Source organism: Nocardiopsis sp. NPDC058631, from assembly GCF_042716955.1.
Taxonomy (GTDB): Bacteria; Actinomycetota; Actinomycetes; order Streptosporangiales; family Streptosporangiaceae; genus Nocardiopsis.
The window spans coordinates 1-16,297 of sequence record NZ_JBHXQY010000074.1; the positions used below are offsets into that span (position 1 = coordinate 1).

10 protein-coding genes are annotated in these 16,297 nt (G+C 70.0%); 6 read left to right on the forward strand and 4 right to left on the reverse strand.

Translation table 11 applies throughout. The features are described from left to right. Nucleotides 1–63: 63 nt before the first annotated feature. The 5 genes from tsf (at nt 64) to ACFWTE_RS21715 (ending at nt 4,721) form a co-directional block, all read left to right on the forward strand. Nucleotides 64–900, forward strand: coding sequence for a translation elongation factor Ts (tsf, locus tag ACFWTE_RS21695; protein ID WP_378781491.1), 837 nt, complete (start codon nt 64–66; stop codon nt 898–900). 180 nt (nt 901–1,080) lie between these two features. Next, nucleotides 1,081–1,806 carry a UMP kinase gene (gene pyrH / locus ACFWTE_RS21700; RefSeq protein ID WP_378781514.1) on the forward strand — a complete coding sequence of 242 codons (726 nt, stop codon included), beginning with the start codon at nt 1,081–1,083 and terminating at the stop codon, nt 1,804–1,806. Between the two features lie 58 nt (nt 1,807–1,864). After that, nucleotides 1,865–2,422 (forward strand): ribosome recycling factor, encoded by a 558-nt coding sequence (gene frr, locus ACFWTE_RS21705; protein WP_378781492.1) that lies wholly within the window; start codon nt 1,865–1,867, stop codon nt 2,420–2,422. 3 nt (nt 2,423–2,425) lie between these two features. Continuing rightward, nucleotides 2,426–3,358, forward strand: a complete 933-nt coding sequence (locus tag ACFWTE_RS21710) for a phosphatidate cytidylyltransferase (protein ID WP_378781493.1) — start codon at nt 2,426–2,428, stop codon at nt 3,356–3,358. A 181-nt stretch (nt 3,359–3,539) separates the two neighbouring features. Next, a complete protein-coding gene (locus tag ACFWTE_RS21715; RefSeq protein ID WP_378781495.1) occupies nt 3,540–4,721 on the forward strand; it encodes a pyridoxal phosphate-dependent aminotransferase in 1,182 nt (393 codons plus the stop codon). Between the two features lie 185 nt (nt 4,722–4,906). Here the strand turns inward: ACFWTE_RS21715 and glgB are convergent, their stop codons facing one another. The 4 genes from glgB to ACFWTE_RS21735 all read right to left on the reverse strand — a co-directional run bounded on the left by glgB (nt 4,907) and on the right by ACFWTE_RS21735 (nt 13,155). Next, a complete protein-coding gene (glgB, locus tag ACFWTE_RS21720; protein WP_378781496.1) occupies nt 4,907–7,384 on the reverse strand; it encodes a 1,4-alpha-glucan branching protein GlgB in 2,478 nt (825 codons plus the stop codon). A gap of 248 nt (nt 7,385–7,632) precedes the next feature. Next, entirely contained in the window at nt 7,633–9,024 is a 1,392-nt protein-coding gene (locus ACFWTE_RS21725) for a phosphotransferase (RefSeq protein WP_378781497.1), read from the reverse strand. Between the two features lies 1 nt (nt 9,025). Continuing rightward, complete coding sequence (treS, locus tag ACFWTE_RS21730) at nt 9,026–11,077, reverse strand: maltose alpha-D-glucosyltransferase (protein WP_378781498.1); 2,052 nt, start codon at nt 11,075–11,077, stop codon at nt 9,026–9,028. Nucleotides 11,078–11,184: 107 nt separating this feature from the next. Beyond that, complete coding sequence (locus ACFWTE_RS21735; protein ID WP_378781499.1) at nt 11,185–13,155, reverse strand: maltotransferase domain-containing protein; 1,971 nt, start codon at nt 13,153–13,155, stop codon at nt 11,185–11,187. 985 nt (nt 13,156–14,140) lie between these two features. Between ACFWTE_RS21735 and ACFWTE_RS21740 the strand changes: the two genes are divergently transcribed. Further along, nucleotides 14,141–16,282: a transglycosylase domain-containing protein gene (locus ACFWTE_RS21740; RefSeq protein WP_378781515.1), complete on the forward strand. Its 2,142-nt coding sequence runs from the start codon at nt 14,141–14,143 to the stop codon at nt 16,280–16,282. Nucleotides 16,283–16,297: the final 15 nt, after the last annotated feature.

Genomic DNA, 16,297 nt, shown 5'->3' on the forward strand with positions numbered 1-16,297 from the left:
CAGTCCAGGTTCCGCTCCTCTTTCCGTACAGACTCTCCACTCCAAGGGAATCCGAGAACAGTCATGGCGAACTTCACCGCCGCGGACGTCAAGAAGCTGCGCGACATGACCGGCGCGGGCATGATGGCCTGCAAGAAGGCCCTGACCGAGGCCGACGGCGACATCGACAAGGCCGTCGAGGCCCTGCGCGTCAAGGGTGCCAAGGACGTCGGCAAGCGCGCGGAGCGCACCGCAGCCCAGGGCATGGTCGTCCTCAAGCAGGCGTCCGAGGGCAAGGCGACCCTCATCGAGCTCAACTGCGAGACCGACTTCGTCGCGAAGAACGAGCAGTTCATCGCGCTGGCCGACCAGGTCGCCGACTTCGTCGACGCGCACGAGAGCGATGACCTCGCCACCGTGGCCGCCGCCGAGATCGAGCCCGGCACGAGCCTTCAGGCCTTCATCGAGGGCAAGGGCGCGGTCATCGGGGAGAAGCTGGAGTTCCGCCGCTTCGCCAAGTTCGACGGCGTGTACGTCGCCAGCTACCTGCACAAGTCCGACCCGGACCTGCCCCCCACCATGGGTGTCCTGGTGGAGCTGGACAAGGCCGACGCCGAGGTGGGCAAGGACCTCGCCCAGCAGATCGCCGCCCTGGCTCCGCAGTACATCGGCAAGGACGAGGTCCCCGCCGAGGTCGTCGAGAACGAGCGCCGCATCGCCGAGCAGACCACCCGCGAGGAGGGGAAGCCCGAACAGGCCATCCCCAAGATCGTGGAAGGCCGTCTCAACGGTTTCTTCAAGGACGTGACGCTGCTCGGCCAGCCGTTCGTCAAGGAGAACAAGAAGTCGGTCCAGAAGGTCGTCGACGAGGCCGGCGTGACCGTCAAGCGCTTCGTCCGCTTCAAGGTCGGCCAGGCCTAACAGCTTTGACATGATGGAGGTGCCGGGGAGAGTACTCCCCGGCACCTTCGGTGGATATGGGCGGATTCGGGGCGTGTTCCCTGTCCGCCCGCAGCAGGAACACTCGGGGGACCCTGTGCCACTCGGGGACGACAAGGGAGGCCACAGGCCGTGAACGAAGCGACGATCACCGAACCGGCGATGCACGACTCCGGTTGGAAGCGCGTGATGCTCAAACTCTCCGGGGAGGCGTTCGCCGGCGGGGGCGGGCTGGGCATAGACCCCGAGGTCGTGCAGTACGTGGCGGCGTCCATCGCCGAGGCGGTCTCCGAGGGCATCCAGGTCGCCGTGGTCGTCGGCGGGGGCAACATGTTCCGCGGCGCGCAGCTCACCGAGGGCGGCATCGAGCGCAGCCGCGCCGACTACATGGGCATGCTCGGCACCGTCATCAACTGCCTCGCCCTCCAGGACTTCCTGGAGAGGCTCGGTGTGGACACCCGCGTGCAGACCGCGATCCACATGAGCCAGGTCGCCGAGGCCTACATCCCGCGCCGGGCCATCCGCCACCTGGAGAAGGGCCGCGTGGTCATCTTCGGTGCCGGTCTTGGCGCCCCGTTCTTCTCCACCGACACCACCGCCGCCCAGCGCGCGCTGGAGATCGGTGCGCAGGCCGTCCTGAAGGGCACCCAGGTCGACGGGGTCTACGACTCCGACCCGCAGCGCAACCCGGACGCGGTCAAGTTCGACAAGCTCAACTACAACGAGGTCCTCACCCGGGGCCTCAAGGTCATGGACGCCACCGCGGTCAGCCTGTGCATGGACAACGGGATGCCCATCGTGGTGTTCGACCTGATGAGTCAGGGCAACATCCTGCGCGCGGTCCGAGGTGAGAAGATCGGCACCATCGTGGGGCCGATCACCGCCTGAGCCGGTCCCAGGGCCGCCAGAAGCCACGAACACCACAGCCGAGAACCGGGAGCGCCACATGACCGAAGAGACCCTCCTCGAAGCCGAGGAGAAGATGGAGAAGGCCGTGACCGTCGCGAAGGAGGACTTCGCGACGATCCGCACGGGCCGTCCCACCCCGGCCACGTTCAACAAGATCACCGTCGACTACTACGGTGCCCGGACGCCGATCAACCAGCTGGCCTCCTTCTCGGTCCCGGAGCCGCGCATGGTGGTCATCTCGCCGTTCGACGTCAACTCGCGCACCGACATCATCAACGCCATCCGCAACAGCGACCTGGGCGTCAACCCCTCCGACGACGGCCAGGTCATCCGCGTGGTGTTCCCCGACCTGTCCGAGGAGCGCCGCAAGGAGTACGTCAAGGTCGCGCGGACCAAGGCCGAGGACTCCAAGGTCTCGATCCGCAACGTCCGCCGCCGTGCCAAGGACACCTTCGAGAAGGCCGTGAAGTCGGGCGAGCTGGGCGAGGACGAGGCGCACCGCGCCCAGACCGAGCTGGACGAGCTCTCCCAGAAGTACGTCGCGGCCATCGACGAGGTTCTGAAGCACAAGGAAGCCGAACTGCTCGAGGTCTAGCCGGTGACGACTCCTTCCAGCCGCTCCGGAGGCGATGACCACTCACCGGAGCACAGACCCGACGAGGGACCGCAGGGCGATCCCGACACGGCCGGGCAGCGCTTCGTGCTGCACAAACCGGGAGGTGAACCGGTCAAGACCGGCCGCAACCTCCCGGTGGCCATCGCGAGCGGGTGCGCCCTGGGCGCACTCGTCTTCTTCTCCGTCTTCCCCCTCCCCCAGCTGTTCACGATCATCACCTCCCTCGGGGTGCTGATCGGACTGCGGGAGCTCAACCGGGCGTTCGCCGGCAAGGGCACGACCCTGGCCGTCGTGCCCCTGGCCGTCGGTGGCGTCGCCATGCAGGTGGCCGCCTACTTCGGGGGGACCGAGTGGCTGGCGGGTACCACCGCGCTGACCGCGATCATCGTCCTGGTGTGGCGGTTGCGCGGTGGGGCGGACGGGTTCGTGGCCGACGCCTCGGCGAACCTGTTCACCCTGGTGTACCTGCCGTTCCTGCTGGGCACATGGCTGCTGCTGATCGCCCACCCCGAGGACGGCCAGTACCGGCTGGTGACGTTCATCGTGGTGACGATCTCCAGCGACATCGGCGGCTACTTCGCCGGAATCATGCTGGGGCGGCACAGGATGGCCCCGGTGATCAGCCCGAACAAGACCTGGGAGGGCTTCGGCGGCTCCGTGGTGGCCTGCTCGATCGCAGGTGCGCTGTGCGTGACGCTGATGCTGGACGGCCCGTGGTGGGTCGGCGTGGTCCTGGGGCTGGCGGTCGTGCTGGCCGCGACGGTCGGAGACCTCATCGAGTCGCTGTTCAAGCGCGACCTCGGGGTCAAGGACATGGGCCGGTTCATGCCGGGGCACGGCGGTCTGATGGACCGACTGGACTCGCTGCTCATCGCGGGACCCGTGGTGTGGATGGTGCTTAGTCTGCTCCTCTAGGGCGTTCTCCGTGGAGGCTTTCGGTTGACTCGGTGGTTGCGGGCCCGGAATGATCCGCGGGACACGGCCTGGGGAGAGCGGCGGTGAACCGTGTCGAAGGGGGCGGGCCCGAGGGCCCGCCCCCTTCGGCGTCCCCCGCAGCGGGGTGGCCGGTGGCGGGGCGTGTGTATACGCTCGTCGGGTGAAGGAACCGCTGATCGAACGAATGCGCGTGTACGGCGAGACGATCTTCGCCGAGATGACGCGGCTGGCCACGGAGACAGGGTCGGTCAACCTGGGGCAGGGCTTCCCGGACACCGACGGTCCCCGCTCCCTGCTGGAGGACGCCTCCCGGCACGTCCTGGAGGGGGTGAACCAGTACCCGCCCGGCCCGGGGCGGCCGGAGCTGCGGCAGGCGGTGAGCCGCTACCGGGCCCGCCACTACGGCATCGAGCTCGACCCGGACAGCGAGGTCTACATCACCGTCGGTGCGACCGCGGGCATCGCGGCGGCCATGCTCGCCCTGGTGGAGCGTGGCGACGAGGTGATCGTCTTCGAGCCGATGTACGACTCCTACGCCGCGATGATCACCCTGGCGGGCGGGGTGCGCAGGCCGGTGACGCTGCGCCCGGACGCGGAGTCGGGAAGGTTCACCTTCGACCCGGAGGAGCTGCGCGCCGCCGTCGGCCCCCGCACCCGCATGGTGTTGGTGAACTCGCCGCACAACCCGACCGGCACGGTGTTCACCGCGGATGAGTTGGAGGAGATCGCCCGGGTGTGCCGCGAGCACGACCTGATCGCCTTCACCGACGAGGTGTACGAGTTCCTGGCCTTCGACGGAAAGCCGCACGTGCCGCTGGCGACCCTCCCCGGGATGCGGGAGCGCACGGTGTCGGTGTCGTCGGTGGGCAAGATGTTCGCCGTCACCGGCTGGAAGACCGGTTGGGTGATGGGGCCCGAACCACTGGTCAGCGCGGTACGGACGGTCAACCAGTTCCTCACCTTCTCCGCCAACGGCGCGCTGCAGCTGGCGGTGGCCGACGCGATCGACCACGAGTGGGAGTGGGTCGCCGCCCAGCGCGCCGCGCTCCAGGGCAAGCGCGACCGGCTCACGGCGGGGCTGGCCGCCACCGGGTTCGAGGTGAACGTGTCCGAGGGAACCTACTTCGTGATGGCCGACATCCGGCCCCTCGGCTTCACCAGCGGGATCGACGTGGCGCGGGCGCTGCCCCACGGGGCGGGAGTGGCCGCGGTGCCGGCCCAGGTGTTCTACGACCACCAGGAGGAGGGCGCGCACCTGCTCCGCTTCGCCTTCTGCAAGAGGGACGAGGTGCTGGACGAGGCGGTCGCCCGGCTGACCGGCTGGCACGCGCGCGGGGCCTGACCCCGGGCGCCCGCTGCCCTCCGCCCGCGGTGTCCCCGCCCGAGGGCACCGGGCACGCCCCCGGGTGGGCCCCGCGCCGTGCGCGGAGGGGCCCGTCCCGGGGCCGGAACGCCTCAGGGAGGGGGCGGGCCCGGCCACCCCACGGGCGACCGGACCCGCCTCCCACAGGCGTCTTCGGGGCGTGCCTAACGCCCCGGCTCGAACCAGACCGCGCCCAGGGGCGGGATGGTGATCGGTGCCGAGACCGGCTGACCGTGCCACGGCGTCGGCTCGGCGTCGACGTGCGCCGGAGCCGGGTGGCCGGAGCCGCCGAACCTCTCCTCGTCGGTGTTGAGGACGGCGACCCACCGGCCGCCGGACGGCAACCCGATCCGCCAGTCCTGGCGGGGCACCGGCGAGAAGTTCACAGCGCAGGCCAAGACCGAGCCGTCGTCGCCGTGGCGCAGGTACGACAGGGTGTTCCCCTCGCGGTCGCCGCCGTCCAGCCACCGGAACCCGGCCGGGTCCGTGTCCTGGGACCACAGCGCGGCCCGGGGCCGGTAGGCGTCGTTCAGGGCCTTCACCAGGCGCTGCACGCCCGCGTGGTGCTCGAACTGGAGCAGCCACCAGGGCAGGCCCTCCTCATGGGACCACTCGTCCCCCTGGGCGATCTCCCCGCCCATGAACAGCAGTTGCTTGCCGGGGTGCGACCACATGAAGGCGAGGAGCGCCCTCAGGGTGGCCGAGCGCTGCCACTCGTCACCGGGCGGCTTGTTGAACAGGGACTGCTTGCCGTGCACCACCTCGTCGTGGGACAGGGGCAGTACGTAGTTCTCGCTGTACGCGTAGACCATCGCGAACGTGACGTCGTCGTGGTGGTACTTGCGGTGGACCGGCTCCTTCTTCACGTATTCGAGCGTGTCGTGCATCCACCCCATGTTCCACTTGAACCCGAAACCGAGTCCTCCGCGGTCCACCGGGGCGGTGACGCCCGTGTACGCCGTGGACTCCTCGGCGATCATCACCACGTGCGGGTTGCGCCGGTACACCGTGGTGTTGAGTTCCTTGAGGAAGCCGATCGCCTCCAGGTTCTCCCGTCCGCCGAACACGTTCGGCTCCCAGGCCCCGGAGTCACGGGAGTAGTCCAGGTAGATCATCGAGGCCACGGCGTCCACGCGCAGCCCGTCGATGTGGAACTCCTCCAGCCAGTACAGGGCGTTGGCGACGAGGAAGTTGCGCACCTCGGTCCGCCCGTAGTTGAAGATGAGCGTTCCCCAGTCGGGGTGCTCTCCCCGCCGCGGGTCCGGGTGCTCGTACAGCGCGGACCCGTCGAACCGGGCCAGCGCCCAGTCGTCCTTCGGGAAGTGCGCGGGCACCCAGTCCAGGAGCACGCCGACCCCGGCCCGGTGCAGGGCGTCCACCAGGTGGCGGAACTCGTCGGGGGAACCGAACCGCGGCGTGGGCGCGTAGTACGAGGTCACCTGGTAGCCCCAGGACCCGTCGAACGGGTGCGCCGAGACCGGCAGGAACTCCACGTGCGTGAAGCCCAGTCCGGTCACGTACTCGACCAGCTGCTCGGCCAGTTCCACGTATCCCAGGCCGGGCCGCCAGGACCCCAGGTGGACCTCGTACACGCTCATCGGAGCCCGGTGCTGCTCCACGCCCTTGCGGTCGGCCATCCACTGCTGGTCCCCCCAGGAGTGTGCCGACGTGGTGACCACCGAAGCGGTCTCCGGCGGTACCTGTGCGCTGCGCGCCATCGGGTCGGCCTTGTCCCGCCAGTGCCCGTCCGAGCCCAGGATCTGGAACTTGTACAGGGCCCCGTCGCCGACCCCGGGCAGGAACAGCTCCCACACGCCGCTGGAGCCCAGGCTGCGCATCGGGAACCCGACGCCGTTCCAGTAGTTGAAGTCGCCGATCACGCGGACGCCGCGCGCGTCCGGCGCCCACACGGCGAACCCCGTGCCCGGGACCTCGCCGATGGGCGTGTCCTCGACCCGGGTGCGCGCACCGAGGGCGTTCCACAGCTCCTCGTGTCGGCCCTCACCGATCAGGTGCAGGTCCAGGTCGCCGAGGGTCGGCGCGAACCGGTACGGGTCGGCGGTCTCGTACTCGGCCTCGCCCTCGTCGTAGAGGGCGGCGATCCGGTAGTCGGGCACGTCGCCGAGCCGCTTCCTCGGCACCTTGGCGGAGTACACCCCGCGGTACAGGTGTTCGAGGCGTATCCGGGACCCGTCCGGCAGGACCGCGTGCACCTCCAGAGCGCCGGGGCGCAGGGCCCTCAGCACGGTTCCGCGGCCCTCGGCGTGCACGCCGAGCAGGGAGTGGGGGTCGTGGTGGTGGCCGTCGATCAGCCGGTCGAGCGCCGCGACGAGTTCGGGGTCCGGCCCGGTGGCCCGCCTCCGGGCAGGCGCCCCCTTCGCCGCCCCCTTCGCCGCGGTGGTCTTCCGCGTGCTCGTGGCACCGGTCCTCGGGGCGGCCTTCGAGACCGTCCCCGTGGTGGCGGAGGCCCCGGCGGCCGGGATCCGCGCGGAGACGGCGGACTTCTTCTCCTTCGCGCCCTTCTTCGCCGTGGACGCGGCGGTGTCGGACTTCTCCGGTGTGGTGGTTCTCGTCGTCACGCTCCGCTCCGATGCGGACTTCGTGGGCTTCGCGGCGGTGGGTTTTCTGTCGGCCGAGGTCATACGGCTCCGTCGTGCTCGTTGCGGTCGGTCGGTAGGGGGTGGTCGTGCGGAAGGGCGGTCGCTCCCGGGCTGGGAGCGCTCACCCCTAGGTCGTGTTTTTTGGATCCTTCCGGGCTCGCGTCCACCAGGCTTCCTCTCGCCGCGCCTCTGCGCTCGTGAAGCACAACCAGGCTGAACTTCGCACATCGTCTTGCGAGAGATCGCCTGGACGGCCGCTCGCCGACCCGAAAACCTCCAAAAAACACTCCCTAGCCGGGAACGGGTGGTGCGGCCGCCGCGGTGGCGATGGACTCCAACGGCACCCGTAGCCAGTTCGGGCGGTTCCTGGCCTCGTACAGCACCTCGTACACGGCCTTGTCGAACTCGAACGCCCGCAGCACCGTCAGGTGCTTCTCCGGGTCCGGCCCGCCTCCGTCCGCGTATCCGCGGCAGAAGGCCTCCCGGTTGTGCTGGGCCCAGGCGTGGGCGGCCCACTCCAGTTCGGGGTCGCCCGGATGCCCCACCAGCAGGTACCCGGCCGCGTAGTCGAAGGAGCGCAGCATCCCCGCCACGTCCCTCAGCGGACTGGAGAGGCGCCGGCGGTCCCGCACCGGCACGGTGGGTTCCCCCTCGAAGTCCAGGAGCACCCAGCCGGCACCCGTGCGCAGGACCTGTCCGAGGTGGTAGTCGCCGTGGATGCGCTGGATCGGCAGGGGCTCGTCGACCTCGGCGAAGTCGGTGTAGGCCGCCATCACACGGGGCGCGTGCTCGGCCAGTTCCGGAACCTCCGCGCCGGCCGTCGCCAGGCGCTCCACCATGGCGTCGGCCAGCCCGGCCGCCCCCACCGGCGGGAGTACACCCGTCGGCAGTGCGGCCGCCAGCGACCGGTGCACCTCGGCGGTGGTGCGGCCCAGCTGTGCCGCCTCACCGGTGAACGCGGACTGGCGGTCGGTCCCCGTCCCGTCCAGCAGGGCGCGCGCGTTGGCTGTGGCGAGCACCCAACCATCCGTGGCCTGCGGGATGAACCTCTGGAGCATGGCCAGGGTCGTCGGCGTCGTGTAGCCGGGAAGGTCGGCCTCGATCCACCCGCACGGCCGGGCGACGTACGGCGACCCGGACAGCGCCACGGTCAGCTCCAGGTCCGGGTTGGCGCCGGGCCAGAGCCTGCGGAAGGTCTTCAGGATGTACTCCTGTCCGAAGACCAGGGAGGTGTTGGACTGCTCCCCGGTGAGCATCCGCCCGGTGGAACCGGCGCGGATGCGCTCGCCGGGCAGGGTCCGGAAGCGGACCTGCCCGGACTGGCCGGGCGCCGCGGGCCGTGCGAACCGTCTCAGGAGAAGACCGGTCAGCTGCGGGTCGTGGGCCGCGTCGTAGACCACCGTCGGCCCGCCGACGGCCGTCTGGCACACGCCGATGGCGACGCGGGCCAGGTCGGACGGCAGGGAGCGGGGCGGCCGCGACCCCAGGAGCAGCTGGTAGCGGGAGCTGCGCCCCCGCTGGCCGGCCTGGACGACGAGGACGTCGAGGTCGGGGCCGTCCGGGCCCGCCGAGACCAGGGTGTGCCTGCTCTCGACCCGGATCTGCCCGATGGGAATCCCCTTGCCGGAGAACCAGCGCTGCCGGGGTAGCCAGACTGCCAGGAGTTCTTCGAGTTGGGACATGTCAGAGCGGACCGTTTCCCTTCCCGCCACCGCCCCGGTCCGTCTGCTCCTGCACCGGGCCGGGGGAGGCCGGGTCGGCGGCGGGCCGGGCGGGTGGCCCGGGCACGCCGTCGGGGAGCGTGGGGACGGAACCGGACGGGGCGCTGGACGTGGTGGTGACTGCGGTGTGGTGCTCCGCCCGGTGCGGACCGGAACCGGTCGGGCGTTCGGCGGCGGGGTCGAGGGCGGTGTGCATACTCACCCCGGCGGCGGGCAGCCCGTAGGAAGGCAGGCCGTCCCGTTCCCCGCGCTCCTGCGCGGAGTCGGCGGCCGAGGGCAGCTGGAACCAGTAGAAGCCGTGGCCGGGCAGGGTGAGCAGGTACGGCAGCTCCCCGATCTCGGGGAAGCGCACACCCCCCACGCACTCCACAGGGCTGACCCCGCGGTAGCGGGACAGGTCGAGTTCGACCGGCTGCGGGAACCTCGACAGGTTGTTCACGCAGAGCATGCGGTCGTCGCCGTGCTCGCGGATGAACGCCAGGACACCGGGGTTGGTCGCGTTCAGCTCCGTGAACTCCCCGGTGCCGAACACGGGGTGGCGCTTGCGGATCTGGATCATCCGGCGGGTCCAGTGGAGCAGCGAGCCCGGGTTGTCGCGCTGGGACTCCACGTTGAGCGCCTGGTAGCCGTAGACCGGGTCCATGATCAGCGGCAGGTACAGGCGTGCCGGGTCGCCCTTGGAGAACCCGGCGTTGCGGTCGGAGCTCCACTGCATGGGCGTGCGTACGGCGTCGCGGTCGCCCAGCCAGATGTTGTCGCCCATGCCGATCTCGTCGCCGTAGTAGAGGACGGGCGAACCGGGCAGGGACAGCAGCAGCGCGGTGAACAGCTCGATCTGGTTGCGGTCGTTGTCCAGCAGGGGCGCGAGCCGCCGGCGGATCCCCACGTTGGCGCGCATGCGGGGTTCCTTGGCGTACTCGGAGTACATGTAGTCGCGTTCCTCGTCGGTGACCATCTCCAGGGTCAGCTCGTCGTGGTTGCGCAGGAAGATGGCCCACTGGCAGTTCTGCGGGATGGGCGGCGTCTGGGCGAGGATCTCCGAGATCGGGAACCGCTGCTCCTGCCGGACCGCCATGAACATCCGCGGCATCAGCGGGAAGTGGAAGTTCATGTGGCACTCGTCGCCGCCGGACTCGAAGTCGCCGAAGTAGTCGACGACCTCCGACGGCCACTGGTTGGCCTCGCTCAGCAGCACGCGGTCGGGGTAGAGCCGGTCCACCTCGGAGCGCACGCGTTTGAGGAACTCGTGCGTCTCCTTGAGGTTCTCGCAGTTGGTGCCCTCGCGCTCGTACAGGTAGGGCACGGCGTCCAGGCGGAACCCGTCGATGCCCAGGTCCAGCCAGTAGCGCAGGACCTCCAGGATGGCTTCCTGGACCGCGGGGTTCTCGAAGTTGAGGTCCGGCTGGTGGGAGAAGAAGCGGTGCCAGTAGTACTGGCCGCGCACCTGGTCGTAGGTCCAGTTGGATGTCTCGGTGTCGACGAAGATGACGCGCGCCCCGTCGTACCGGTCGTTGGTGTCCGACCACACGTAGAAGTCCCCGTACGGTCCGTCGGGGTCCTCCCGGGAGGCCTTGAACCACGGGTGCTGGTCGCTGGTGTGGTTCATGACCAGGTCGGTGATGACGCGGATGCCCCGCCGGTGAGCCTCGTCGAGGAGCTCCACGAAGTCGGCGGTGCGGCCGAACTCGGGGAGGATCTTGAAGTAGTCCGAGATGTCGTATCCGCCGTCGCGCAGAGGGGACTCGTACATCGGCAGCAGCCAGACGCAGTCGATGCCGAGCCACTGGAGGTAGTCCAGTTTCTGCACCAGCCCGGCGAGGTCGCCGGTGCCGTCGCCGTTGGAGTCGAAGAAGCCCCGGGCGAGTACCTCGTAGAAGACGGCGTGCTTGTACCAGTGGGGATCACTGGTACCACCGGAGGACATGAGCGGGCCGGTGGCGGCCCCGGTGGCTGGGGCGAGCGGACCGTGTTCGGCGTGTACGCGTCCGCCGGGCCCGTGCTCGTCTTTGCTCATCTACTGCTCCCCACCAAGAATGTTCGACATCGGATCAACGGGCGTTCCGGGCACGGGTACGGCCCCGGCGGAGGTACCGCCGGGCCCCGGTTCGTGCTTCGGGGCCGCTATCTGCCGTCGACGGTGAACACGTGCGCGGGCCCGGTCGCCGGGTCGAGGCGGACGTAGTTGTCCGCGCCCCAGGTGTAGGAGCGACCTGTCAGCTCGTCTGTCACCTTGATGTCCTCCTCCCACGTGCGGCCGACGGACGGCAGATCCAGGTGCACGGTCGCCTCGTGGGCGTGGTGCGGGTCGAGGTTGACGACGGTGATGACGGCGTCGTCGGGGTCGTCGGGCCCCGTTCCGGGCCGGTGCTTGGAGAAACAGAGCAGTTCGGGCCGGTCCACGTGGTGGAAGCGCAGGTTGCGCAGCTCCCGCAGGGCCGGGTGCGAGCGCCGCAGCTCGTTGAGCCGGGTGATGAGAGCGCTGATGCTCTCCCCGGAGGCCTCCGCCGCGGCCCAATCACGGGGCCGGTACTGGAACTTCTCCGAGTGCAGGTACTCCTCGCTGCCGGGCGCGGCGGGGGTGTTCTCGCACAGTTCGAAACCGGAGTAGACGCCCCAGGTGGGGGAGAGGAGCGCCGCCAGCACGGCGCGGGCCTCGAACGCGGGCCGCCCGCCTTGCTGGAGGTAGGCGTTGAGGATGTCCGGGGTGGAGGGGAAGAGGTTGGGGCGCAGGTAGTGGGCGCTCTCCCGGCTGAGCTCGGTGAGGTAGTCGGTGATCTCGTCCTTGCCGTTGCGCCACGTGAAGTAGGTGTAGGACTGGTGGAACCCGATCTTGGCCAGGGTGCGCATCATGGCGGGCCGGGTGAAGGCCTCGGCGAGGAAGAGCACGTCGGGGTGCCGCTCGGCGACGTCGGCGAGCAGTCGCTCCCAGAAGGCGACCGGCTTGGTGTGCGGGTTGTCGACCCGGAAGATCCGCACCCCGTGGTCGATCCAGTGCTGGACCACCCGTCGGATCTCCGTGTACAGGCCCTCGGGGTCGTTGTCGAAGTCGAGCGGGTAGATGTCCTGGTACTTCTTGGGCGGGTTCTCGGCGTAGGCGATGGAGCCGTCGGCCCTGGTGGTGAACCACTCGGGGTGCTCGGTGACCCACGGGTGGTCGGGGGAGCACTGGAGGGCCAGGTCCAGGGCGATCTCCAGACCGTGCTCGGCGGCCTCGGCGACGAACGCGTCGAAGTCGGCGATCGTGCCCAGGTCGGGGTGGACCGCGTCGTGGCCCCCGTCTGCCGAGCCGACCGCCCACACCGATCCGGGCTCGCCGGGGCAGGCGGACAGCGTGTTGCCGGCGCCCTTGCGGTGGGTGGTGCCGACCGGGTGCACGGGAGGCAGGTAGACGACGTCGAAGCCCATCCCGGCGATGGCCGGCAGGCGTTTGGCGGCGGTGGCGAAGGTCCCGGAGCGCTGCTGCCCGGGGGCGGTGCCGAGCTGGGCGCCCTCCGACCTCGGGAAGAACTCGTACCAGGAGCCGAAGAGCGCCCGTTCGCGGTGCACGACGACGCCGGTGCGCCGGGACCTGGTGACGAGTCGCCGGATCGGGTGGCGTTCCATCTCGGCCAGGACCTCGGAGGTGAGCGCCGAGGCGAAGCGGTCCAGCGGATCCCTGGTGGTGTCCCGCAGCACCTTGGCCGCCCGGGTGAGAACCGGTGTGCGGGGGACGCGGCGGCCGGCGCGGGCGAGCAGGCGAGCGCCCTCCTCCAGCACGAGTTCGGTGTCCTGCCCGAGGGGCAGCTTGACCCGGGCGGCGTGGTCCCAGGTGGTGAAGGGGTCGGTCCACGCCTCGACCGAGAACGACCACACCCCCTCGTGGGGGAGGCTGATCTCGGCCTCGTGGCGGTCGGTACCGGGCGCGTACTCACGCATGGGCACGAGGCGTTCGCGGCGCCCCTCGGGCGAGTACACGACGACTCCGGCGGCAAGGGAGTCGTGGCCCTCGCGGATGACCGTCGCGCCCACGGTGAAGCGTTCTCCGGGTACCGCTTTCACCGGGCCGAGGTCGTTGTCTGGAGAGATGTCGAGGATGGGCAGGCGTCCGATCACTGGCTACACCGTCATTGTCGTGGTTCGGGCGATGTGGGTATCGATTTTTCTTGCGGAAGGAAGAAATAACCTGGTGTTAATGCAACGCAAGACGGAGTTAACGAAGAGGCGGATCTAAAACTGTCCGGATTGCGGCTTCGGTGCACCCCGCTGTCTATCGTCTGCCCTCTTGTGGTGTTTGGCGGAGTGTCGAGGCCGGATAATTAATGTGACTCTCCTCACACTGGCCCTAGGTGCCTGGGCCTGGTATTTGTCAGGTTTCGCCTGGGTAAACCTCGCAAATCAGCCATAAGAAGACACCTGATTCAGGAGCCTCTGTAGTTGTTTTCGGGTGATCTGAGATGAAAGGACGGAAAACTGATCGGTCATGTTGGGCGGTGCGCGGTGGTGGGTAGGGATCACCGAATGCACCCCATGGGTGTCGGGACGTATTCCGGACATTCCCGCGTTCCTGAATGACCACAGGGGAACCTTTTGTCTCGCATTCGGACGCCTGTCGCCGCGGGAGTCCGCGTACCGGTGCGGATTCGCCCGGCGCGGGCCGGGCGTGCCCCGGCTGTGCGGCGTTCCGTGGGTGCGTTCGATCCGGGCGCTTTGCCACGGATTGGGCAAGCTTTTCGGTGACACGCCGGATTCGGCACGACGGGCTTTACGGCTCCTCTGCGAGCGTGGACGGTGCAGTGCCCTGTCCGCGCGAGGCGGGGTCAGGGCGTCACACGGCCGAGGGGGGGGCGACGTGACGGAGCCGAACCAGGACGGTCCGCCGCAGGAGAAGGGGGACCGGGGCGGAGACCGGGCGCCGGGGCACCCGGGGGAGGCGGGGGAGGTGGGCCGCTCCGACGACCGGGCCGACGCGTCGCAACCCGGTGCCGGTGACCGGCCCACCGCTCCGGAGCCCGACGCGGAGGGCGGGTCCGAGGCGCCGCGCCGGAAGAGGCGGACCGACCTGCTCGCCCTGCCCCTGGTGGGCGCGCTCAGGGACCGGGTGTCGTCCTGGGGCGCCGGGGACGGGCACGGGCAGGGAGAGGGCACCGCCGAGGAGCGCAAGGACGCGCTCCGGCGGCTCACGGGGATGGGCGCCGTCGCCGGACTGCTGGTCGCCGCGCTGGTCATGCCGTGGGTGGGCGGGCTGGGGCTCGTCGGCAGGGACACGGCCGCCGCGTTCATGGCCCTGCCCAGCGACCTGAAGGTCTCACCGGTGGCGGAGCGCGTGCTCCTCACCGACGTCGACCACAACCCGATCGCGGAGGTCGCCGACCGCGAACGCGAGGTGGTGCCCCTGGACGCGATCAGCCCGTGGGTGCCCGCCGCGCTCATGGCCGTCGAGGACGACCGGTTCTACGAGCACTCCGGGCTGGACCTGCGCGGAGTCCTGCGCGCCGCCATGCGCACCGCGCAGGGGGACACCCAGGGCGGCTCCACCATCACCCAGCAGTACGTCAAGAACCTGCTCATCGAACAGGCCTCCACCGAGGAGGAGGTGGAGCGCGCCAGCGAGCAGACCCTGGGACGCAAACTGCTGGAGCTGCGCCACGCCATCGCCCTTGAGGACCGCCTCACCAAGGACGAGATCATGGAGGGCTACCTCAACCTCGCCTACTTCGGGGCGGGCGCGTACGGCATCGAGGTGGCGGCCCAGCGCTACTTCTCCGTCTCCGCCGCCGACCTGGACCCGGCGCAGGCCGCCACCATCGTCGGACTCGTGCGCAGCCCCTCCTACTACGACCCGCTCACCAACCGCGAGGCCGCGCGCGAACGACGCGACCTGGTGCTGGAGCGGATGGGCGCGACCGGTCACCTGGAGGCGGAGGAGGTCGAGGAGCACGGGAGCAGGGGGCTGGCCCTGGACCCGACCGAGCGCGGCGGCAGCTGCTACCACGGGGAGCAGCCGTTCTTCTGCGACTTCGTCATGCGCTGGCTGCGCGGTTCCAACGTGCTCGGTGAGCTCCAGGAGGAGCGCGAGGAGGCGCTCACCAAGGGCGGCATCACCGTGCGGACCACACTCGACAACGACGTGCAGCGGGCCGCGGAGGAGGCCATCGAGAAGTACGTCCCGGCGGAGGAGTCCACCAAGTTCGCCGCCCAGGCGGTCGTCGAGCCCGGCACAGGCCGGATCAGGGGCATGGCGCAGAACCTGCGCTACGGCTTCGACGACGAGGAGGTCGGCACGACCTCCATCAACCTGGCGGTGGACAGCGAGGCCGGCGGTTCGCTCGGCTACCAGGCGGGGTCGACGTTCAAGACGTTCACCCTGGCCGCGGCCCTGCACTCCGGGCTGGACTACGGCACCAGCTTCTCCTCGCCCAAGAGCGTCTCGGTCGGGGGGCTCAAGAACTGCGACGGCGGCGTGATGTCCGGGTGGAGCGTGAGCAACGCCGGGGAGAGCGACGGCGGCGAGCACAACATGATCAGCGCGACCAAGGGGTCGGTGAACACCTACTTCGCGCAGCTCCAGAAGCGTGTCGGCCTCTGCGAGACCTCGGAGATGGCCGAACGGGTGGGCATCCACCGCGCCGACGGCGCACCGCTGGAGGTCTGGAGCTCCTTCACCCTGGGCGACCAGGAGGTGTCCCCGCTGACCGTCGCCAACGCGTACGCCACCTTCGCCGCCCGGGGCACCTACTGCGAGCCCGTCCCGGTGACGTCCGTGCGGATCGGCCGTGAGGGGGAGGAGGGCACCCGGGAGGTCGAGGTCCGCAGCGAGTGCGAGGAGGGCAGGATCCGACGCGACGTCGCGGACGGGGTCAACCACCTGCTCCAGCAGACGTTCAAGGGGGGCACCGCCAACGGCCTCGGCCTCGGACGCCCGGCCGCGGGCAAGACCGGCACCACCGACAACGCCGCCTACGCCTGGTTCGCCGGACACACGCCGAACCTCGCCTCCTCGGTCGTGGTCGGCGACATGCGCGGCGGTGAGGAGAACCCGCTCCAGGGCGTGACCATCGGCGGGCGCTACTACGGCATCGTCTACGGCGGCACGCTGCCCGGCCCCATCTGGCAGGCCACCATGCGCAAGGCCACGGCCGACCTCCCGGCGGAGAGCTTCGGCCCGTCGCCGAAGGCGTACGGCAACCCGTCGGCGAAGCCGCCCAGGGGCGGGGGCGACGAGGAGGACGACGACGCCTGACCGCTTCCGCGGGGA